Genomic DNA, 21,261 nt, shown 5'->3' with positions numbered 1-21,261 from the left:
GGTCGGACCGTGACGGGCACGCGTGCGCACCGGCCCGGGCACCCGGGTCGCACGCCCGAGGCGGACGAGGAGCGAGGGTCGTGACGGGCGGAACCGAGGACGAGGCACGGCAGGTCATCACGGGCATCGGCGTGTGCCCCGGCACGGTCGTCGGGCCGGTGGTGCTCATGCCGGAGGCCATCGACGAGCCGGCGCCCGGGCTGCGCATGGGCCCGCGCGAGGACCACGAGGCGCAGGCGCGGCGCGTCGACGCCGCGGCGGAGCAGGTCGCGGGCGACCTCCAGCGCGCCGCGGACGCCGCCGACGGCGACGCGCGCGACGTCCTCGAGGCGACGGCGGCCATGGCGGCCGACCCCACGCTCGCGGCCGACGCGCGGCGCCGCGTGCTCGACGAGCACCTCGTGCCCGAGCGCGCGGTGTGGGAGGCCGCGGAGGAGGTCGTGCGGCAGTTCACCGAGCTCGGCGGGTACTTCGCCGAGCGCGCCCGCGACGTCGCGGACGTCCGCGACCGGCTCGTCGCGGCCCTCACCGACCGTCCCGCGCCCGGGGTGCCCGAGCACACCGAGCCGTTCGTCCTCGTCGCGTACGACCTCGCGCCGTCGGCCACGGCCGCGCTCGACCCCGCGCGCGTGCTGGCGATCGTCACCGACGGCGCCGGGCCGACGTCGCACACCGCGATCGTCGCGAACGCCAAGGGCATCCCCGCGGTCGTCGCGGCCACGGGAGCGAGCGCGGCGCTCGCACCGGAGGACGTCGTGCTGGTCGACGGCGCGGCCGGGACGGTCGTCGTGCACCCGTCGCCCGAGCAGGTGGCCGCGGCGCGGGCCCGGTCGCAGCAGGTGCGCACGTTCGACGGCACCGGCCGCACGCGCGACGGGCACCGTGTGCAGCTCCTCGCGAACGTCGGCGACCCGGCGGGCGCCGCGGCGGCGGCCGCGTCCGGCGCCGAGGGCGTCGGGCTGTTCCGCTCCGAGTTCTGCTTCCTCGACCGCGAGCAGCCGCCGACCGTCGAGGAGCAGGTCGCCGCCTACCGCACCGTCTTCCGCGAGTTCGGCGGGCGCAAGGTCGTGATCCGCACCCTCGACTCCGGCGCGGACAAGCCGCTGCACTTCCTCACCGTCGACGACGAGGAGAACCCGGCGCTCGGCGTGCGCGGGCTGCGCACCGCCGCGCGCTGGCCGGAGCTGCTCGAGCAGCAGCTCGACGCGATCGCGCAGGCCGCCGCGGCCGAGGAGGCCGAGGTGTGGGTCATGGCGCCCATGGTCTCGACCGTCGGGGAGACCGAGTGGTTCGTCGAGCGCTGCCGCGCGCACGGCCTCGACGTGGCGGGCGTCATGGTCGAGGTCCCGAGCGCCGCCCTGCTCTCCGGGCCGATCCTGGCGCGCGCGGCGTTCGCGTCGATCGGCACCAACGACCTCACGCAGTACACGATGGCCGCGGACCGGCTCCTCGGGTCGCTCGCGGAGCTGAGCGACCCGTGGCAGCCCGCCGTGCTCCGGCTCGTCGAGGCGACGTGCGCGGGCGGAGCCCAGCAGGGCCGGCCCGTGGGCGTGTGCGGCGAGGCGGCGTCCCAGCCGGTGCTCGCCGTCGTGCTCGTCGGGCTCGGGGTGTCGTCGCTGTCCATGACGGCGCGCGCCATCCCCGACGTCGCGGCGCTCCTGCGCGAGGTCGACGTCGACGAGTGCCGACGGCTCGCGCGCCTCGCGGTCGACGCGGAGAGCGCGGCCCAGGCGCGCGCCGTCGTGCGCGAGAACCTGCCGGTGCTCGCCGAGCTCGGGCTGTGACGTGCGCCCGGACCGCCCCGGGCGGCGGCTCCGGGCTCGGGAGCGCGCCGCCGCCGGTGCGATGATGGGCCGGTGACGACCGAGCCCACCCCCCGCCCGACGCTGCCCGTCGCCGGACTGTCGAACGGCGCGCCGGCCGACCCCGCGGGCACGACCGCGCCGGTCCGCCCGAGCCGCACGTTCTACGACGAGGTCGGCGGGCACGAGACGTTCGTGCGCCTCGTCGACGCGTTCTACGAGGGCGTCGCGGACGACCCGGTCATGCGGCCCATGTACCCCGAGGAGGACCTCGGCCCGGCGCGCTGGCGGCTCACCGCGTTCCTCGAGCAGTACTGGGGCGGCCCGACGACGTACAGCGAGCAGCGCGGCCACCCGCGCCTGCGCATGCGGCACGCGCCCTTCAAGGTCAACCCCGACGCGCGCGACCGCTGGCTCGCGCACATGCGCGCCGCCGTCGACACCCTGGACCTGCCGCCGATCCAGGAGGCGACGCTGTGGGACTATCTGGAGCGCGCGGCGCACTCCCTCCTCAACACCTTCGAGGACTGACCGACCCGCCGCCCGAGCGAAGGAGCCCCAACCGTGACCCCCGAGCCCACCCCGCCGTCGACCTCCTCGGCCTCACCCGGCCCGACGTCGGACGCCGCCCCGCGCGAGCAGGTCCCGAACCCGCTGCACCACCTCCTCGACGTGCTGCGCCTCGAGCGGGTCGGCGACGGCGACGGGTCGGCCGCCGACCCGGAGCACTTCCGCGGGGTCTCCGTGCACCAGCCGACGGGCCGCGTCTACGGCGGGCAGGTGCTCGCGCAGGCGGTCCTCGCCGCGGGCCGCACGGTCCCCGAGGGCCGGCTCCCCCACTCCCTGCACGGGTACTTCCTGCGCCCCGGCGGCCTCGACGTGCCGATCGACCTCGCGGTCGAGCGGCTGCGCGACGGGCGCTCGTTCAGCGCCCGCCGGACGCACGCGATCCAGCACGGCAAGCCGATCCTGTCGATGATCTCCTCGTTCCAGGAGGAGCAGGGCGGCATCGAGCACGCGTCCGAGATGCCCGACGCCCCGGCCCCCGAGGAGGTGCCGTCCGCTCTCGACGTGCTCGGCGGCATCGACCACCCCATCGCGCGGTTCTGGTCGCACCACTCGGCGTTCGAGCTGCGGCACGTGGGCGGGTCGCTCTACCTGCACCCGGACCACGAGCCCAAGGACCACCAGATGGTGTGGATGCGGGCGCGGGGCGACGTCGGCGACGACCAGCTGCTGCACCGAGCGCTCATGGCGTACGCGTGTGACCAGGTCATGCTCGAGCCGATCCTGCGCCAGGCGGGCACGAGCTGGGTCACGCCCGACATGTCGATCGCGAGCCTCGACCACGCGATGTGGTGGCACCGCGACGTGCGCGTGGACGAGTGGCTGCTCTACGTGCAGTCGGCCCCGAGCGCCCAGGGCGGCCGCGGGCTCGGCGCCGCGCGGGTGTTCGCGCAGGACGGCACGCTCGTCGCGTCGATCGCCCAGGAGGGCATGGTCCGCCTCCCCGCGCTCTGACGGGCGACGGACGCGCGTCGGCCCGACACTGTCCTGGTGCGACTGCGCCGCGTGACCGTGACCTCGCCGGGGTACACCCGCCGCCCGAAGGGCGACGCGTGGGTGTTCCTCGACGTCGAGGGCCTGCCCCTGGCCGACGAGGAGGAGGTCGCGCGCTGCGAGCGCCTCGCCGTCCCGCCCGCGTGGTCCGACGTCTGGATCTGCCGGTACCCCAACGGGCACATCCAGGCGTTCGGCCGGGACGTCGCCGGGCGCGGCCAGTACCTCTACCACGAGCAGTGGCAGGTGCGGCGGGCCCGCCGCAAGCACGACCACGTGCTCGACGTCGGCCGTCGCCTGCCCGCCGCCCGGCGCCGGGTCGCGCGCGAGCTCGAGCTCCCCGGCATGCCGCGCGAGAAGGTGCTGGCGCTCGCGTTCCGGCTGCTCGACCTCGCGTACTTCCGGGCGGGCGGCGAGATCTACGCGAAGCAGAACAACAGCTACGGCCTCGCCACGATCCGCAAGGAGCACGCGCGCGTCCGCCGCGACGGGAGCGTGCACTTCCACTACCCGGCGAAGTCGGGCCAGGTGCGTGACGTGGTCGTCGAGGACCCGGTCGTCGCCGAGCTCGTGACGACGCTCAAGCGGCGCCGGGGCGGCGTCGAGCTGCTCGCGTGGCGCGACGTGGACGCGACCGGCAGCGCGGTGTGGCACGACGTCACGAGCGCCGACGTCCAGGCCGGCATCAAGGAGCGCCTGGGCGACGACGCGACGCCCAAGGACTTCCGCACGTGGCACGCGACGGTGCTCGCGGCGCGCGCCCTGGCCGACGCCGGCACGGCGCCCGCGTCCGAGCGCGCCCGGCGGCGGGTCGTCACGGGGATCGTCAAGGACGTCGCGGAGGAGCTCGGGAACACGCCCGCCGTGGCGCGCTCGTCGTACATCGACCCGCGGCTGTTCGACCTGTGGGAGCGGGGCGAGACCATCGGGTCGACGCGCTCGCAGACGCGCGCCGAGCGCGAGGTCCTGGAGCTCCTCGGATGAGGGCCGCGGTCACCGGGGTCACCGGGTACGTCGGCGGGCGTCTCGTGCCCGAGCTGCTCCGCGCCGGCTTCGATGTCCGCGCGCTCGCCCGGCACCCCGAGCGGCTCGCGGGCCGCGAGTGGGCGGACGACGTCGAGCTCGTCGAGGCGGACGCGAGCGACCTGGACCAGATCCGGGCGGCGCTCCAGGGCGCCGACGTGGCGTACTACCTCGTGCACTCGCTCGGCACCGGGCGCACGTTCGAGGTCCGCGACCGGCGCACCGCGCTGACGTTCGCGCGCGCGGCGCGCGAGGCCGGCGTGCGGCGCATCGTCTACCTCGGCGGGCTGTTCCCCGACGTCCCGGAGGGCGAGCTGTCGCCGCACCTCGCGTCGCGCAAGGAGGTCGGGGAGATCCTGCTCGCGTCGGGCGTCCCGACGACGGTCCTGCGCGCCGCGGTCATCCTCGGCTCGGGCTCGGCGTCGTTCGAGATGATGCGGTACCTCACCGAGCGGCTCCCGGCCATGACGACCCCGAAGTGGGTCGACAACCGCATCCAGCCGATCGCGGTGCGCGACGTGCTGCGCTACCTCGTCGGCTCGGCCTCGATGCCCGACGACGTGTCGCGCGGCTTCGACATCGGCGGCCCCGACGTGCTCACCTACCGCGACATGATGCAGCGGTACGCGCGCGTGGCGAACCTCCCCCGGCGGCGCATCGTCAGCGTGCCGGTGCTCACACCGCGGCTGTCGTCGCACTGGGTCGGCCTCGTCACGCCCGTGCCGAGCGGCATCGCCCGCCCCCTCGTCGAGTCGCTCCAGCACGAGGTCGTGTGCCACGAGCACGACATCGCGCAGTACGTCCCCGACCCGCCCGAGGGGCTCATCGGGTTCGACAGGGCCGTCGAGCTCGCGCTGGAGCGCATCCACGACGGCGAGGTCACGACGCGCTGGTCGTCCGCGTCGGTGCCCGGGGCGCCGTCGGACCCGCTGCCGAGCGACCCCGACTGGGCGGGCGGCTCGCTCTACGTGGACGAGCGCCGCACCGTCGTGGACGCGCCGCGCGAGGTGCTCTGGCGCGTGATCGAGGAGATCGGCGGGCAGGGCGGCTGGTACTCGTGGTCGCTCGCGTGGCGCGTGCGCGGCCTCATGGACCGGGTCGTCGGCGGGCCGGGCCTGCGCCGCGGCCGGCGCGACGAGCGCTACCTCCGCGTCGACGACGAGCTCGACTGGTGGCGCGTCGAGGCGATCGAGCCCGGGCGTCGGCTCCTGCTGCGCGCCGAGATGCGGCTCCCGGGCCTCGCGTGGCTCGAGCTGCGCGTCGACGAGGCGGCGGCCGAGCTCCCCGACGCGACGGACCCCGACGCCCCGGGGCCCTCGCCGGAGGACGCCAGCGGGCCGGGGCGGACCTACTTCGCGCAGCGCGCGCTGTTCCACCCGCACGGGCTCGCGGGCCAGCTCTACTGGTGGGCCGTCAAGCCGTTCCACGGCGTGGTGTTCGGCGGGATGCAGCGCAACGTCGCCGAGGCCGCCGAGCGCGCCGCGCGCAGCGGTCGCCCCTCCGCGGACCGGCCACGGGACGACCGAGAGCCGGGCTGACCGGAGCGGCGACGCACGCCGCCGCTCCGGGGGCTCAGCGGCGGCGGCGGAACGTCAGCGGCTCCTCGACGAACGGCTCCCACGCGGCGCGCTCGGCCTCGCTGATGCGCCGGGGCGAGCCCGTCGCGGCGTCGACCACGACGATCGTCGTCGCGGCCTTCGCGTACGGGGCGCCGCCCGAGGTGGGGCCGGTGCGCTCGAAGCGCGCTGCGCCGTCGTGCACCTCGTAGCAGACCTCCAGGCTGGCCCCGCCGAGGTGCCCGATCCACAGCTCGACGCGGACGGGCGTGCGCGTGAAGCCGAGCGGGCGCAGGTACTCGATCTCCTGGCGCGCGACGAGGGTGTGGCTCGTCGCGTGCGGGCCGGTCTCCAGGACGGCCGTCGGCCAGGCGTCCTCGCCCGCGTCCGGGTGGGTCCAGAACGCGGTGATGCGGGCGTCCTCCAGCAGGCGGAACATCTCGACGTTGTTGACGTGCGCGTACGCGTCGAGGTCCGACCACCGCAGGGAGACGGGGACGTGCAGACGGGTCATGGAGGGTCCTCTCGCTCGACGGTGCGGCCCGGCGCGACCGGCGGGACAGGTGCCCCGGTCACCGGACCGGGTCCATTCTCCACCGGCCCGCCGACCACGAGGCTCCTCCGCGCCGAGCACGAGTTTGCCGTCGTCCTGGCGCCCAGGGCGACGGCAACCTCGTGCTCGGCGCCAGGAGGGGGCGGGGCGGTCAGGACGCGGCGACGAGGGCCGCGGCGCGGCAGCTCGCGAGCGCGGAGAGCTCCTCGCCCACGGGGAGCCGCACGAGTCGGTCGGCCACCTGGCCGACGGCGTCGCGCAGCCGCCGTCGGGCGCGCGCCGCCCGCCGTCGTCCGCCCACCGCGGCCGCGGCGCGCGAGACGAGCGCGACGAGCACGCCCACGACGATCCCGCCGAGGGCGAGCAGCGTCGGCCACGGCAGCTCCGGGGCGCCCGGGCCGCCGAGCGTGAGGACCGGCGTCGGCGGCTCGGGCAGGCGCAGGTAGGTGAACCCCCACAGCGCGGCGAGCCACAGCAGGCCCACGACGAGCGCCGCGAGCACGAGCCACTGGAACGCGCCGACGACGCGCCACCACACCGGACGGCGGGCCGCCTCGAGCTCGGTCCCCGCGACGGCCTGGTCGAGCGCGTCGGCGAGGTCCGCCGCGCCCTCGGACGCCCGACGGCGCACGGCGAGCGCCCAGTCGTCCGGCACGCCCGCGGTGGCCTCGGCCGCGTAGTCGCGCACCGCCGTCTGCGCGCCGGCCCGCAGCGCGGCACCGACCGCCGGGAGCGAGGTCCGCGCGAGCTCGGGCCGGCTCGCGGTCTCGGCCGTGCCCAGCTCCTTCGCCGCCCGCGCGCGCGCCGAGCCCGGGGCGGGCCCGGTGCGCAGCCCGATGCGGCGCAGCGGGTCGGGCCGGAACCGGCCGACCCAGCGCGTCACGGGCCAGCCCGTCGCGGCGCGCGCGTCCCGCACGGCCGAGCCGCGCACGGCGGCGACGACCGTCGGGACGCCCGCCGCGGCCTCCAGGGCGTCGACGAGGCCGTCGCGAGCGCGGCGCGCCGCGCGCTCCGGGACGGGCTCGCCGCACGCCGCCACGACGCGGCGCGCGACCGCGCGCACGTCGGCCGCGAGCCGGTCGTTCGACGCACGCCGCCGGGCCGCGGCGTCCGCGAGCAGCCCCCGTAGCTCGTCCAGCCCTTGGCCGGTGCGGGCCGAGACGCCGAGCACGCGCGCGTCGGCGAGCCCGTCCTCGGCCGCGAGCCGGCGCAGGTCGGCGAGGCACGCGTCGGCGTCGGCGGGCGTGAGCCGGTCCACCTGGTTGAGCACGAGGACGACGACCGAGCCGTGCCCCGCGAGCGGGCGCAGGTAGCGCTCGTGCAGCGCGGCGTCCGCGTACTTCTGCGGGTCGACGACCCACACGAGCAGGTCGGCGCGCTCGACGAGGCGTTCCGCGCGCACGCGGTGCTCGACGACGACTGAGTCGTGGTCGGGCAGGTCGAGCAGCACGAGGCCGCTCGTCAGCTCGCCCGCGCGGCGACCGCGCAGGAGCGCGCGCAGGCCGCCGCCCGCGCGCGCGTCGCCCGGGTCCCCGGAGGTGAGCGGGGTGCCCATCTCGTGCCGTCGCCGCACCTCGAGCCAGTCGAGGAGGGCGGCCGGTCCCGCCGGGCCGGCGGCGGGTCCCGACGCGCCCCACACCGCGGCGAGCGGGTGGGACGTCGTGGGCCGCTGCACCCCGACCGTCGCGAGCTCGGTGCCCGCGAGCGCGTTGAACACCGACGACTTGCCGGAGCCGGTCGCACCCGCGAGCGCGACGACGGTGTGGTCGGCCGACAGCCCGGCCCGCTCGCGCGCGCGGGCGACGACGGTCCGCGCGTCGGCGAGCAGGTCGGCGTCGACGCGCCCCTCCCCCGCGCGCACGGCGGTCTCCAGCGCGGTCGTGCGCGCCGCGAGGTCGATCGTCATGCCTGCTCACCCCCCAGCAGGCGGCGCCAGAACCCCGGCCGCCGGGCCGGCTCTGCCGCCTCGTCCCCCGGCGCGACCGCGGACTCGTCCGGAGGCGGCGGGGTCCACCCCGCGCCGCGCAGGAGACGCGCGGCGTGCCGACCCACGGCGGTCCGGCCGCCGTCCGCACCGACCGCGACGGCGGGGCGTGCGGACCGCTCGACCCGGGCCGCGGCCTCGACCGCGCGCGCCGCCTCGAGGACCGAGCGGGCGGTCTCGTCGGCGTCGGCCGTCCCGAGGGCGTCGAGCTGCGCGGTGTAGCGCAGCGCCTCGTCGTCGAGCACCACGCGCACCCGCTCCGCGAGCCGCTCGCGCGCGGTCCGCGTGAGGCGCCGCACCGCGTCGTCGCCGAACACGGCCTCCAGGAGCTTCTGCGCGAGGATCGCCGTCCCGCCCGCGATCCCGACCTCGGCGCCCGTCAGGCCGCCGGTCGAGGCGAACACGACGACCATGAGGCTCAGCCCCAGCCCGTTGATCCCGAAGGACAGCGCCCGAGCGGCGCCGCGCTTGCCCGCACCCTGCTCGCGCACGAGGTCGAGGACGTCGGACTGCCAGCCCCGGATCTCCTCCGCGACGCGCGCCCGCACGCCCGCGGACGACCGCGCCAGGTCGAGCCCGTCGAGCAGGGCCGACCCCGCGGGGTCCGCGCGCCACCCGCCGTAGGCGCGCTCGGCCGCGACGTCCGTCGCGTCCAGGATCACCGCCTCCAGCCCGTGCGCGATCGCCTGCTCGACCTGCGGCGCCTGCGCCGGACGCCCGCGGAAGAACGCCGCGAGCGCGTCGCGGACCCGGCCGACGCTCTGCTCGACGGAGCGGAACAGCTCGCTCGTGCCCACGAAGTCCTGCCAGCGCGCGAGCACCTCGCCGCGCAGCAGCGCGCCGTCGCTCGTCGCGGCGTCCACGGTCGTCGCCGCCTCGTCGTACGCGCGCTCGACGACGCCGCGAAGGCGCGCGTCCGACGCCGCCTGCGCGTCGGCGGCGCCCGCCACGAGGACCGCCCGGCGCACGAGGTCGTCCACGACCCCGTCTCGCGTCGCGGTCGCGACCCGGTCCCGCTCGTCGCCGTCCGCACCCAGCGCGGAGAGCCACGACGCGACCGCGGCGACCGCCCGCTCGGGGAGGAAGCCGTCGACGAGCTCGGACTCCCCCACGACGAAGAGCGTCGCGGCGTCGAGGCCGTTCTCGTCCATCATCCGGCGCAGGTCGTCCGCCACGGCCTCGGTGCCCGGGTCGACCCGGTCGAGGACCATCGCGACCTGCGCACGGCGCTCGGCGGCACGGTGCAGGAGGTCCCACGGGACGGCGTCGGCGTAGCGGGCGGCCGTCGTGACGAACAGCCACAGGTCGGCCGCGGCGAGGAGCTGCGCGGCGAGCTCGCGGTTCGCCGTCTCCACGGAGTCGACGTCGGGCGCGTCCACGAGCGCGAGGCCCTGCGGCAGCGCGTCGCTCGCCACGAGGCGCAGCGTGCGCGTCGGGTCGGGCGGCGTGGCGGGCTCGCCGGGCCTGGTCCCGGTACCGGGACCGGTCGCCGTGCCGGTCGGGGTGCCGGGGGCTGCGGGCCGCGCGCCGTGCTCGCTCACGCGCGCGAGCCCGGGCAGCACGCGGTCGGTCGAGAACCAGCGCTCGTCGAGCGGGTGGTGGACGAGGACGGGCGCGCGCGTCGTCGGGCGGAGCACGCCGGGCGCTGAGACGTGCTCGCCGAGGAGCGAGTTCACGAGCGTCGACTTCCCCGCTCCGGTCGACCCGCCCACGACGACGAGCAGCGGCGCCGCGTGCGAGCGCAGCCGGGGCAGCAGGTAGTCGTCGAGCTGGTGGACCGCCAGGCCGAGGTCCTCGCGCGCGAGCGCCGCGCCGGGCAGGTCGAGCGGGAGCCGCGTGGCGGCGAGCCGCCCCCGCAGGATCTCCAGCGCCTCGACGAGCCCCGTGGTCGCCGAGGCGCCCGCCGCGACCCCACCGGCGCGCGGGCCGTCGGCGGGCAGGCCGTCGGGGCGCGGGCCGTCGGAGCGCAGGCCGTCGGGGGTCGACGCGTCCGGACGGACCGCGTCGTCTCCGGAGTCACCGCTGGCCGTCATCCCGTCAGTCTGCCGGAATGCCGCTGGCCAGGCCCGATGGGACACGGCAGGCCCGTCCCCCGCACCCGGCGAGATCGACGCGCACGGGTCGAGACCGCCCCTGCGAGGGTCGACCGCGACCGCACGAGCCGGTCTCGCGGAAGGTCACTCCCCCAGGCGGTGGCGGAGCCACGCGACGCCGACCTCGGCCTGCGCCCGCTGGAACGCGCGCAGGTGCGGGATCCCTGGCGGCGCCGGGTCGAGCGAGGACTTGAGGAAGTAGCCGGTCAGCGCGGCGAGGTAGGAGGTCACGGCGTCGGGCTCGACGTGGCGCGGCAGAGGGTGACGCCGCAGCACCTCCTCGGGCGGCGGACCACCCTCGACCTGCACGGCCGGAAGCATGCCGACCGCGTCGCAGAACGCGGCACCCCGCGCGGCGCACGGCCAGTCGACCGCGACGGCGGCACGGTCGACGAGCACCGTGTTGTCGCCCCGGAGGTCGCCGTGGACGAGGTGGTCGCCCGCCGTGGCCTCGGGCCACGCCTCCGCCAGCGCGGCGAGGCCGTCGAGGCGGGCCGCGACCCACGGGTCGTACGCGCCCAGGCCCGCCGGACGACGGTCCGCGAGGTCCTCCCACTCGCGCCACTCCACCGTGTCCGCGAAGCGCGGGAGCGGGGAGTCGGCGGGCACCTCGACCTCGCCGATGCGGCGGGCGAGGTCCGCGACCGCCGCGAGCTCGTCGTCGCGCCACGGCGTGGCGACGGCCCGGCCGGGTACGGCGTCGAACGCCAGCGCGACCCAGGTCCCCGCACCGTCGAGGTCGTCGTCGAGCACCCAGCGGAGCGCGGGCGCCGGCGTCCCGGCGGGCAGGGCCCGCGCGGTCCGCGCCTCGAGCCGGTACAGGTCGGCGGTGAAGGGGTGCTCGGGCCCGACCGCCTTGACGAACACGTCGCCCGCGTCGGTCCGGAGCGTCGACGCGAGCCCCTGCGAGTAGCCGCCGTCGTGGCTCGTGCAGCCCGAGACGCCGGCACCCAGCCGGGTCTCGACGGCGGCGCGGACCGCCGCCGGGAGGTCGGGCCAGGAGGGGCGCACGCGCGAGGGGGCGAGGTCGAGGGTCATGCCGAGGGATCCTCGCGACCTCCGACGGGCGGCGTCAACGCCTTTCCGCGTCGCCGATCCGCCACGGACGGCGGGGACGGTCCGTCCCGCTGAACCGCCGAGGCCTGACGGCGGGGCGCCTGGAGGTCTGGACGGGCCGACGGCTCGCGAGCCCGACGGCACAACCTTCCCGCCGGCTCGGCCGGCCAGGACGGGCCCGGACGCGCCGACGCCGGGCGGGAACGGGTCCCGCCCGGCGTCGTGGCCGATCCGTGCGACGACGGTCGCTCAGTCGCGCGTGAGCTTGCGGTACGTCACGCGGTGCGGGCGGGCCGCCTCCGCGCCGAGACGCTCCACCTTGTTCTCCTCGTAGGAGGCGAAGTTGCCCTCGAACCAGTACCAGCTCGCCGGGTTCTCCTCGGTGCCCTCGTACGCGAGGATGTGGGTCGCCACGCGGTCGAGGAACCACCGGTCGTGGGACACCACGACGGCGCAGCCGGGGAACTCCAGCAGCGCGTTCTCGAGCGAGCCCAGGGTCTCGACGTCGAGGTCGTTCGTCGGCTCGTCGAGCAGCAGGAGGTTGCCGCCCTGCTTGAGCGTCAGCGCGAGGTTGAGACGGTTGCGCTCACCACCCGACAGGACGCCCGCGGGCTTCTGCTGGTCCGGGCCCTTGAACCCGAACGACGCGACGTACGCGCGCGACGGGATCTCGACGTTGCCGACCTTGATGAAGTCGAGGCCGTCGGACACGACCTCCCACAGCGTCTTCTTGGGGTCGATGCCGCCGCGCGACTGGTCGACGTAGGAGATCGACACCGTCTCGCCGACCTTGAGCTCGCCGCCGTCCAGGGGCTCGAGCCCGACGATCGTCTTGAACAGCGTCGTCTTGCCGACGCCGTTCGGGCCGATGACGCCGACGATGCCGTTGCGCGGCAGGGTGAAGCTCAGGCCGTCGATGAGCTGGCGGCCGTCGAAACCCTTCTGGAGGTTCGTCGCCTCGAGGACCAGGTTGCCCAGGCGCGGGCCCGGCGGGATCTGGATCTCCTCGAAGTCCAGCTTCCTCGTGCGCTCGGCCTCGGCAGCCATCTCCTCGTAGCGGGCGAGACGCGCCTTCGACTTGGTCTGGCGGCCCTTCGCGTTCGAGCGGACCCACTCGAGCTCGTCCTTCAGGCGCTTGGCGAGCTTGGCGTCCTTCTTGCCCTGGACCTGCAGACGCTCCTGCTTCTTCTCCAGGTACGTCGAGTAGTTGCCCTCGTACGGGTAGAGGCGCCCGCGGTCGACCTCGCAGATCCACTCCGCGACGTGGTCGAGGAAGTAGCGGTCGTGCGTGACGGCGAGGATCGCGCCCGGGTACGTCGCGAGGTGCTGCTCGAGCCAGAGCACGGACTCGGCGTCCAGGTGGTTCGTGGGCTCGTCGAGCAGCAGCAGGTCGGGCTTCTCGAGCAGGAGCTTGCACAGCGCGACGCGGCGTCGCTCACCACCGGAGAGCACCGACACGTCGGCGTCCGGCGGCGGGCAGCGCAGCGCGTCCATGGCCTGCTCGAGCTGCGAGTCGAGGTCCCACGCGTCGGCGGCGTCGATCGCCTCCTGGAGCGTGCCCATCTCGGCGAGGAGCGCGTCGAAGTCCGCGTCGGGCTCCGCCATGAGCGCGGAGATCTCGTCGAAGCGCTGCTTCTTGGCGAGGATGTCGGCCACGGCCTCCTGGACGTTGCCGAGCACCGTCTTCTCCTCGTTGAGCGGCGGCTCCTGGAGCAGGATGCCGACGCTGTACCCCGGGGAGAGGCGCGCCTCACCGTTCGAGGGCGTGTCCAGGCCGGCCATGATCTTGAGGATCGTGGACTTCCCGGCGCCGTTGGGGCCCACGACGCCGATCTTGGCGCCGGGCAGGAAGTTCAGGGAGACGTCGTCGAGGATGACCTTGTCTCCGTGCGCCTTGCGCGCCTTGTACATGGAGTAGATGAACTCAGCCACAGCCTGTCGTTCCACCGTTTCGGTCGGGAGAGGTACGGGATTCGTCGACCACTCAGCCTACGCGGTCGGGCCGCCGGGACGCGCCCGACGGCGCCGCGACCGGTCGAAGGTCACGACGCCGCCCCGTCCCACGGCTCAGGCAGCCGCCGTCGCGCTCCCCTTCCGGGCGGTGCGAGCACGCGGCGCGCGAGCACCCGACGCGTCGGGCTCCCCGCCCAGCGCCGCGGCGACGTCCGCCGCCGCCCACGGGTCGTCGGCGGGAGGCTCGTCGAGCGCGGGCTCGCCGGGGACGGGCTCACCGCGGCCGTCGCCCGGGCCCCCGCCCGCGTCGCCCCCGCCTGCGGCGTCAGGCCCGCCGGTCGGGTCGAGCGTGCCGGCCGGGGCGGGCGGGTCGCCGTCGGCCACGTCGGAGGGGCCGCTCTCGGTGCGGCGCGTGGCGTCGTCGTCGCGGCGGTGCACCGTGCGCGTGAACCGCGCCTCGCCGAGCGTGAGGTCCGGGCCGAGCGCCGTCGCCTCGACGACGAGGCTCGTGCGCGGGCCGTCCGGGCCGTCCCACTCGTCGAGCGAGAGCCGGCCCGTGACGACGACCGGGTCGCCCTTGTGGAGCGAGAGCGCGACGTTGCGCGCGGTGTTCTTCCACGCCTTGACCGTGAACCACAGCGTGCGGCCGTCGACCCACTCGCCGCGCTCGCGGTCGAGGTAGCGCCGGGTCTGGGCGATCCGGAAGCTCGTGAAGTCGTTGCCCGACTGCGAGCGGAACAGCGTGGGCGTGGTCGCGACGAAGCCGGACAGCGTGACCGTGACGTCACCGGGCATGGTTCCTCCTGAGGTCGACGGCCGGGCTGGTCCCGGCCACCGCCTCAGGGTGCGGTGGGAGCGGCGGGGGCGTCCGGCGTCGGGCCCTCGCCTGTGGACGAGCCTGCGCCGTCCATGCCTGGGGGTAGCCGTAGCGCCCCGGTGAGCGGCGCGGCGGGCGTCTTGTCCCGCGCGGACTGCGCCAGCTCGCGCACCTGCCGGTGCAGGTCGAGGAGCTCCTGGGTGGGCCGGCCCATCGCGTCCTGCACGACGCGCTCGATCGCACCGCGCCCCGAGGCGAGGACCTGCTGCTCCCGGCGTCGGGCGAGCGTGCGCCGCACCTGGAGCGCGACGAGGAACGCGACCACGGCGCCCAGGACGGCGACCGCCGCCACGACCGCGCACACCGTGACGAGCGTGCGCCCGAGGTCGAGCACGCGCAGCGACCCGAGCACCGCCAGGACCCCCGCCACGACCCCGACCGCGAGCGCCGACCAGGCCGCGCGCCGCGTGGGGCGCGAGGACGACGGCCCGCGCGTGTCGAGGGGGATCTTCGCGAGCGCGGACCGCGTCGCCTCGGCGACGCGCGGAGACGGCGCGACGGCCTCGTCGAGGGCCTTCTGCCAGCCGGACCGCAGCGAGCGCCCCGCGCGCGCGAGCCAGCGCGAGCGCGACAGGGCGACGGCGTCGGGCTGCGGCGGCGAGAACTCGGGCCGCCCGTACCCGTTGCGCACGGCCGCGCCGACCTGGCCCGCGACCGCGGCGAGGCCCGTCGCGTCGGCGAGCGCGTCGACCTCCTCCTCGACGGCCGTGCTCATCGTCCACGGGACGTCGCCCGGGAGCTGCTCCAGCAGGAGCGCCCCGGCGCGGTCGAGCTCGCCCGCGACGCGGCTCGCGGCGACGCTGCGTCGCGCGACCGCCTGCTCGAGCAGCGACCGCAGCTCGTCCAGACCCTCGCCGGTGCGCGCGGAGACGGTGGTGACGTAGACGCCGTCGAGCCCGTCCTCCTGCAGGAGGCGGTCCATGTCCTCGACGAGCGACGCGCGGCGCGCCTCGGGGACGGTGTCGATCTGGTTGAGCGCGACGACCATGGAGCCCTCGAGCCCCGTCGACTTCTGCAGGTAGCCCGAGTGCAGCGCGTCGTCGGCGTACTTCTGCGGGTCGACGACCCACACGAGCAGGTCGACGAGCGGCAGCACCCGGTCGACGACCGCGCGGTGGGCGGGCTCGATCGAGTCGTGGTCCGGGAGGTCGAGCAGGACGAGGCCGCCGAGCGCCGACTCGTCCTCGGCGTCGAGCTCGCCGTCGCGCGTGATGCGACGCTCGGGGTCGACGTCGAGCCAGTCGAGCAGCGCTGTCGCGGCGTCGCTCCACGAGCACGCCGTGACCCGGGCCGTCGTGGGCCGCTTGACGCCGACGTCCGCGAAGTCGAGGCGCGACACCCGGTTGAAGAGGCTCGACTTGCCCGACCCGGTGCCGCCCGCGAGCGCGACGACGGTGTGGTCGACGCCGAGCGCGAGGCGTTCGCGCACGCCGCCGATCGCGTCGCGCACCTGGGCCGCGACGGCGGGGTCGAGGCGGTCGCCCGCGAGGTCCACCGCGCGCGCGAGGTCGTCGACCCGGGCGCGCAGCTGGGCGTCGTGGGACGTCACATGAGCCTCCTCAGCTCGGCGAGTCGTAGGCGCAGGCCGACGGCGGCGTCCGCGGCGAGCGCGGGGTCGGCGAGCGTCGTGAGGACGGGCTCCGCCTCCCGCTCGACCATGGTCGCGGCCCGGTCGGCAATGTCGTCGCGCAGCGCGGCGACCGCCTCGTCGCCCTCGTCGGCGAGCACGGTCCGCACGAGCCGGGCGGCGTCGTCGTTCCCTGCCGCGCCGGCGAGGAGCAGCGCCGCGACGCCCGTCTCCCCGAACGCCTTCACCGCGGCACGGCCCGCCTCCGACGCCGACGGCGCCCCGAGCGCGGCCACCACGTGCTCGGCGCGCGTCGCCCACTGCTGCACCTGGGTCGTCGCGGACGCCTCACGGCGCGCGGCGGCGGCGTCCTCGGCGGGCAGGACGTCGGCCCCGCCGGGCAGCGGGCGGTCGCCGTCGAGCGCCGCCCGCAGCGCCTCGTACGCGAGGACGCCGTCCGCGGCGAGCGTGCGCCGCGCCGCGTCGCGCGTCTCGTCGAGCAGCGGGGCGAGCACCAGGTCGCGCGCGCGGCCCCGGCGGCGCGACGACCGCACGACGCCGCCCCGCACCTTGACGCGGTCGACGCGCCCGGCGCCCGTCACCTGGGCCCAGCGCGCCTCGAGCGACCCGTGCGCGACGGCGCCGTCCAGCGCGGTGCGGCGCACGGCGTCCTGCACCGGCGGCAGCGCCCGCTCGACGGCGGAACGCAGGTCCGCCGCGGCCTCGACCTGCTCCTCCACCGCGTCCGAGACGCCGGTGACCCAGTCGGGCAGGGCCGCGAGCGACCCCTTGAGCGTCCGCACGATCACCGCGCGGGAGCGGTCCGGGCCCGCGAGCATCGTCAGCCAGCGCGCGACCGGCGCGACGACCGAGCGGTCGAGCAGACCCTCGTGCGGGCCGACGTCGGGCACGACGAACAGCGGCACGCCGTCCATGCCGTGGTCGCGCAGCCGCTGGAGCAGGTCGCCGCGGATCGTCGTGAGCGTCTCGCGCGGGACGCGGTTGAGGACCATCGCGACGCTCGCCCCGCGCTCCTTCGCGCGCGACAGCGCCTGCCACGGCAGCGCGTCGCCGTAGCGCGACGCCGTCGTGACGAACAGCCACAGGTCCGCCGCCTCGAGGAGCAGGCTGGCCGTGTCGCGGTTCTCCGACAGCAGCGAGTCGAGGTCCGGGGCGTCGAGCAGGCCCGTGCCGCGCGGCACGCCGTCGTGGTCGATCACGCGCGCCACGCGGGTTACCGGACCCTCGACGATGACGTCCGCGTCGAGCGGGTTGAACGCGAGCACCGGCTCGCGCGTGGTGGGCCGCAGCACGCCGGCCTGCGACACCTCCTCGCCGAGCAGCGAGTTGTACAGCGTCGACTTGCCCGCCCCCGTCGACCCCGCGATGACCACGATCGCGGGCGACGACAGCTCCCGCAGCCGCGGCAGCAGGTGCTCGTCGAGCTGGGTGAGGAGACGGCGGCGCGAGGCGTCGGCCTCGGTCGCGCCGTCGATCGCGAGCGGGAGGCGCACGTCCGCCACGTCGCGGCGCAGGTCGCGCGCGACGTCGAAGACCGTGACACCGAGCTCCTCGGTCGCCTGAGCGGGACGCCACGAGCCCGGCGACCGGCCGGCCGAGGTGGCGCTCGCGTCGCTCGTGGCGGCGTCTGGGGTTCTCACTGGTTCATAGTGACCGCTGTCGAGGGCCCCGCCAAACGCACGCGCCGGACGACGCACGACCACCCGACCTGCGGCTCCACCACCGCGGCCCCACCTCCCGAGCACGCCCGGCTCCCACTACGATGGGCGCGCGCCTCGATAGCTCAATGGATAGAGCAACGGCCTTCTAATCCGTAGGTTGCAGGTTCGAGTCCTGCTCGGGGCACCACGCGGAACCGTCGGAATCCCAGCAGTTCGAGGGCTCGAGCACCGAACCACTGAGGCACGCAGGAGTGCCCGCTGCTGGCGATCTGCTACGTCGAACGGCGAGGAGTGCACCGAGGTCTAGCCGTGCTCGTGCGGACGGACGGACGGACGGACGGACCACGATCGTGTTCGGCAGACCCGCTAGGACCTTCTGCAACGTGCGAGTTTGATGTGGTGAGGAGGTCGTCGGTGGTCGTCGTCCAGGCCGTTGCCGTGACAGGGCTGACGCTCTGCGGACTCGGCTTCTTCGGGGTGGGAAGCTACTGGGTCAAGTCGCTTCGCGGGCCACGTTCCGTCGCTGCCATGTACGTGGTCGGGGCGCTCTTCATCCTCGTAGGCCTTGGAGGATGGCTCGTCGGCTTCGCCGTCCTGCTGGGATCCCCACTCGGGCGCGGCTTCGCCTGGGCCTCTTGCGGCGCGTTCGCCGTGCTTGTGCTCGTCACTGAGCTCCTCGAGAGAAGGAGCAGATCGGGTCGGCGAAACGTGGCGTCGGCGACCGGAGAGGCCTTCGAGCGATGGGCCGTTCTCGGGGCCGGCACATGCGGTGCGGTGTGTGCGGCACTCATCGCACTCATCTAGCCGCCCTTGGACGGACGGACCAATGCCGCGAAGGGGCCGCCGATCGGGGTCGTGTGGGACTGCTATCGGCCGATGTCGGCGCACCCCGCCGCGGCGGTCGCCCCGCACCCGGGACACTCCCAGAGCCTGCGCCAGCTCGTCCTGGCTGTCCCGGCCACGACCGTCGGCTCGACCGCGAGCGCCGATCTGCCCGCGACCGTCCCGTCCCCCGCTTCGCCGCCTACTCCCCCGTGACGCCCGGGACGTCGTGCGTGCCCGACGACGTCGCGGGAGTCGTCAACGCGATCGCGTGGGAGGAGATCGAGCGGCTCTGGACACGCGGGCTGCCGGTGTGCGACACGCGGTGGCGGTTCGTCCCGCACGGCGTCGGGTGGTGGGGCTCTCCGACGCGACCGTGCGGCCCGGGGAGGCGCTGCGGGTCTGGATCGTCGAGGACGTCGCCGCCTACGGACGACGGCGACACCGTCGACGGAGAGATGCTCGAGCAGCACGTTCGCACCACGGTGCGGCACTAGCTCGGCCACGTGCTCGACGGGGAAGGCCGCACCTGGTTCTACGACGGGCACGTGCCCCAGGAGAACGTGCGCGCGGCGGAGCTCGTGATCGGGGCCTTCACGAGCCCGCAGCGACAGGACTCACCCTCGGCCGGCGAGGCGGAGAATGCGGTCACCGACGCCGAACGGACGACGGGACACGGGACACGGGACCCGGTCATGGTCGGCGACGGCGCGAGGCGCAGGACGGAGAGGGACGTGAGCACGCTCGGGGATCTGATCGCCGCGGTCGGCCGGATCGAGGCGGGCCAGCCTGGCCCCGACCCGGTCACGCTCGCGCTCGAGCCGTTCCCGGGCGGCGTGCGCGTCCGGACCGTGCAGGGCGGGAGCGTGGACCTGCTCGTGGCGCAGGACTCGCGGGCCGTCCGGGCCGCGCTCGCGGCCGGCGTCCCCGGGCTACGCCCGACCGCCCCGGGAGTGGGGGCGAGCGGTTTCACGCCCTGGTCGCGGCGCCTCGGATGGGCCGCCTACCTGGTCGATCTGGGGACCTGGGAGGACCTGCTCCGCGACTTCGGGCAGCCGCTGGCCTACGCGCGGATCCGCTGGCACGAGGACACGCTCCACGTGACGATCACCGACGGCGCCCGCGCCCAGGAGCTCACGCGACCGCTGGACGGCACCGGGTTCACCGGCGCCACCCCCGCAGAGCTCGCCGCGGACTTCCTTCGGCCGCCCGGCTGAGGACGTGCGCACGCTCTCGCCGAGCACCCCGACGCACCGACGCACGAGCCGAGGGGCGGAACTCGCGGACGGCCCGAACGTTGGTCTGACATGGGGAGTTCTCACCCTCCCGATCCCCGGAAAGGGTAAAGATCCGGCCACCGGTCGTAGATATACTCGCCCGACCGGCGCAGGCCGGTTCCACCCGGTTCGCCCGGGTCGAGGGGGGAGCCCGCGAGGGCGTCCTCCACCCGCCACCGACGGCGTCCGACGGCACGCACGAGCGAAGGACCGACATGACCGAGGCAGCACCGCTCCAGCCCCCCGCCCCGACGGAGACGCTCACGCTCAGCGCCCCGGAGCCCGTCAAGCCCGTCGCGGCGACCCAGGCACCGGCGCTCGCGCCGCGCATCGACGAGGCGGCCATCCCGGGTCTCGAGTCGAAGGTGTCGTCCTACCTCGACCAGCTCCTGACCACGGACACCCGCTCCCCCGAGTTCGGCGCGAAGGCGGACGACGTCCGCAAGATGGGCGACAAGGACATCCGCGCCGCGGCCGACGTCTCCAACCGCATGCTGGAGATGCCGGTCAAGGAGCTGCGCGAGGGCGGTGTGTCCGACAGCTCGAAGGTGAGCAAGTCGCTGCTCGAGCTGCGCCGCACCGTGGAGGACCTCGACCCGAGCGAGGCGAGCGTCGGCAAGAAGTTCCTGGGCCTCATCCCGTTCGGCGGGAAGCTCCAGGACTACTTCCGCCGCTACGAGAGCTCGCAGAAGCAGCTCAACGCGATCGTCCAGTCGCTGTACAACGGCCAGGACGAGCTCCGCAAGGACAACGCGGCGCTCAACCTGGAGAAGCAGAACCTCTGGGACACGATGGCGCGGCTCAACCAGTACATCTTCATCGCCGAGCGCCTCGACACCGAGCTGTCCACGAAGATCGCGGAGATCGAGGCGAGCGACCCGGAGCGGGCCCAGGCGCTGCGCGAGGACGTGCTGTTCTACGTGCGCCAGAAGCACCAGGACCTGCTCACGCAGCTCGCGGTGTCCATCCAGGGCTACCTCGCGATGGACATTATCATGAAGAACAACCTCGAGCTCATCAAGGGCGTCGACCGCGCGACGACCACGACGATCTCGGCGCTGCGCACCGCCGTCATCGTGGCGCAGGCACTCGCGAACCAGAAGCTCGTGCTCGACCAGATCACGGCGCTCAACACGACGACGTCGAACATGATCGCGTCGACCTCGAAGATGCTGGCGGACCAGTCGGCGAGCATCCAGCAGCAGGCCGCGAGCGCGACCGTCGGGCTCCCGCAGCTCCAGCAGGCGTTCGCGAACATCTACGCCACGCTCGACTCGATCTCGACGTTCAAGACGCAGGCGCTCGACTCCATGGCCCAGACCATCGGCGTCCTGGAGACCGAGACGACCAAGGCGAACGAGTACCTGGACCGCGCGCGCCGTTCCGACCAGTCGCAGGCGGGCAGCGGCTCGCTCGACATCGGCCGGCTGTGACGCGCCGTCCCCCGACCACCCCT

The 21,261-nt window shown here is 75.4% G+C and carries 16 protein-coding genes and 1 tRNA gene; 9 read left to right on the top strand and 8 right to left on the bottom strand.

Annotation, left to right across the window (positions count from 1 at the left end):
• Nucleotides 1–80: 80 nt before the first annotated feature.
• The 5 genes from ptsP to HKK73_RS07275 all read left to right on the top strand — a co-directional run bounded on the left by ptsP (nt 81) and on the right by HKK73_RS07275 (nt 5,923).
• Nucleotides 81–1,784, top strand: a complete 1,704-nt coding sequence (gene ptsP, locus HKK73_RS07295; protein ID WP_051028506.1) for a phosphoenolpyruvate--protein phosphotransferase — start codon at nt 81–83, stop codon at nt 1,782–1,784.
• A 117-nt stretch (nt 1,785–1,901) separates the two neighbouring features.
• Entirely contained in the window at nt 1,902–2,333 is a 432-nt protein-coding gene (locus HKK73_RS07290; protein ID WP_171468705.1) for a globin, read from the top strand.
• Nucleotides 2,334–2,474: 141 nt separating this feature from the next.
• Complete coding sequence (locus HKK73_RS07285) at nt 2,475–3,323, top strand: acyl-CoA thioesterase II (protein ID WP_253705916.1); 849 nt, start codon at nt 2,475–2,477, stop codon at nt 3,321–3,323.
• 33 nt (nt 3,324–3,356) lie between these two features.
• Entirely contained in the window at nt 3,357–4,346 is a 990-nt protein-coding gene (locus HKK73_RS07280; protein ID WP_114553454.1) for a DNA topoisomerase IB, read from the top strand.
• Nucleotides 4,343–5,923 (top strand): SDR family oxidoreductase, encoded by a 1,581-nt coding sequence (locus tag HKK73_RS07275; RefSeq protein WP_171467730.1) that lies wholly within the window; start codon nt 4,343–4,345, stop codon nt 5,921–5,923. The genes HKK73_RS07280 and HKK73_RS07275 overlap by 4 nt, the downstream gene beginning before the upstream one ends.
• Before the next feature lie 34 nt (nt 5,924–5,957).
• Here HKK73_RS07275 and HKK73_RS07270 read toward each other — a convergent pair whose 3' ends face one another.
• The 8 genes from HKK73_RS07270 to HKK73_RS07235 all read right to left on the bottom strand — a co-directional run bounded on the left by HKK73_RS07270 (nt 5,958) and on the right by HKK73_RS07235 (nt 17,685).
• Entirely contained in the window at nt 5,958–6,455 is a 498-nt protein-coding gene (locus tag HKK73_RS07270) for a thioesterase family protein (RefSeq protein ID WP_043658693.1), read from the bottom strand.
• 190 nt (nt 6,456–6,645) lie between these two features.
• Nucleotides 6,646–8,400, bottom strand: coding sequence for a GTPase (locus HKK73_RS07265; RefSeq protein WP_171467729.1), 1,755 nt, complete (start codon nt 8,398–8,400; stop codon nt 6,646–6,648).
• Complete coding sequence (locus tag HKK73_RS07260) at nt 8,397–10,511, bottom strand: GTPase domain-containing protein (protein ID WP_171467728.1); 2,115 nt, start codon at nt 10,509–10,511, stop codon at nt 8,397–8,399. Before HKK73_RS07260 ends, HKK73_RS07265 begins: the two co-directional genes overlap by 4 nt.
• A gap of 144 nt (nt 10,512–10,655) precedes the next feature.
• Nucleotides 10,656–11,609, bottom strand: a complete 954-nt coding sequence (locus HKK73_RS07255; RefSeq protein ID WP_034650493.1) for a phosphotransferase family protein — start codon at nt 11,607–11,609, stop codon at nt 10,656–10,658.
• A 267-nt stretch (nt 11,610–11,876) separates the two neighbouring features.
• Nucleotides 11,877–13,559, bottom strand: coding sequence for an energy-dependent translational throttle protein EttA (gene ettA / locus HKK73_RS07250; RefSeq protein ID WP_076406694.1), 1,683 nt, complete (start codon nt 13,557–13,559; stop codon nt 11,877–11,879).
• A 135-nt stretch (nt 13,560–13,694) separates the two neighbouring features.
• The gene (locus HKK73_RS07245; RefSeq protein ID WP_171467727.1) at nt 13,695–14,375 is read right to left on the bottom strand and encodes a single-stranded DNA-binding protein; all 681 of its coding nucleotides are present in this window, start codon (nt 14,373–14,375) and stop codon (nt 13,695–13,697) included.
• A 44-nt stretch (nt 14,376–14,419) separates the two neighbouring features.
• Complete coding sequence (locus tag HKK73_RS07240) at nt 14,420–16,006, bottom strand: ABC transporter (RefSeq protein ID WP_194522433.1); 1,587 nt, start codon at nt 16,004–16,006, stop codon at nt 14,420–14,422.
• On the bottom strand, nt 16,003–17,685 hold the full coding sequence (locus tag HKK73_RS07235; protein ID WP_085388167.1) for a GTPase: 1,683 nt from the start codon (nt 17,683–17,685) through the stop codon (nt 16,003–16,005). Before HKK73_RS07235 ends, HKK73_RS07240 begins: the two co-directional genes overlap by 4 nt.
• 132 nt (nt 17,686–17,817) lie before the next feature.
• Here HKK73_RS07235 and HKK73_RS07230 point away from each other — a divergent pair.
• From HKK73_RS07230 to HKK73_RS07215, 4 genes are all read left to right on the top strand, one after another.
• Nucleotides 17,818–17,893: transfer RNA gene (locus HKK73_RS07230), tRNA-Arg, on the top strand.
• A gap of 227 nt (nt 17,894–18,120) precedes the next feature.
• Nucleotides 18,121–18,510 (top strand): hypothetical protein, encoded by a 390-nt coding sequence (locus HKK73_RS07225; RefSeq protein ID WP_043659524.1) that lies wholly within the window; start codon nt 18,121–18,123, stop codon nt 18,508–18,510.
• A gap of 752 nt (nt 18,511–19,262) precedes the next feature.
• The gene (locus HKK73_RS07220) at nt 19,263–19,745 is read left to right on the top strand and encodes a hypothetical protein (protein ID WP_144680216.1); all 483 of its coding nucleotides are present in this window, start codon (nt 19,263–19,265) and stop codon (nt 19,743–19,745) included.
• A 275-nt stretch (nt 19,746–20,020) separates the two neighbouring features.
• Entirely contained in the window at nt 20,021–21,238 is a 1,218-nt protein-coding gene (locus tag HKK73_RS07215; protein WP_021482025.1) for a toxic anion resistance protein, read from the top strand.
• Nucleotides 21,239–21,261 lie beyond the last annotated feature (23 nt).

Origin of the sequence: Cellulosimicrobium sp. 72-3, assembly GCF_013127315.1 — a bacterium.
GTDB lineage: Bacteria > Actinomycetota > Actinomycetes > Actinomycetales > Cellulomonadaceae > Cellulosimicrobium > Cellulosimicrobium funkei.
This window is presented reverse-complemented; position numbering and strand designations above follow the sequence as displayed.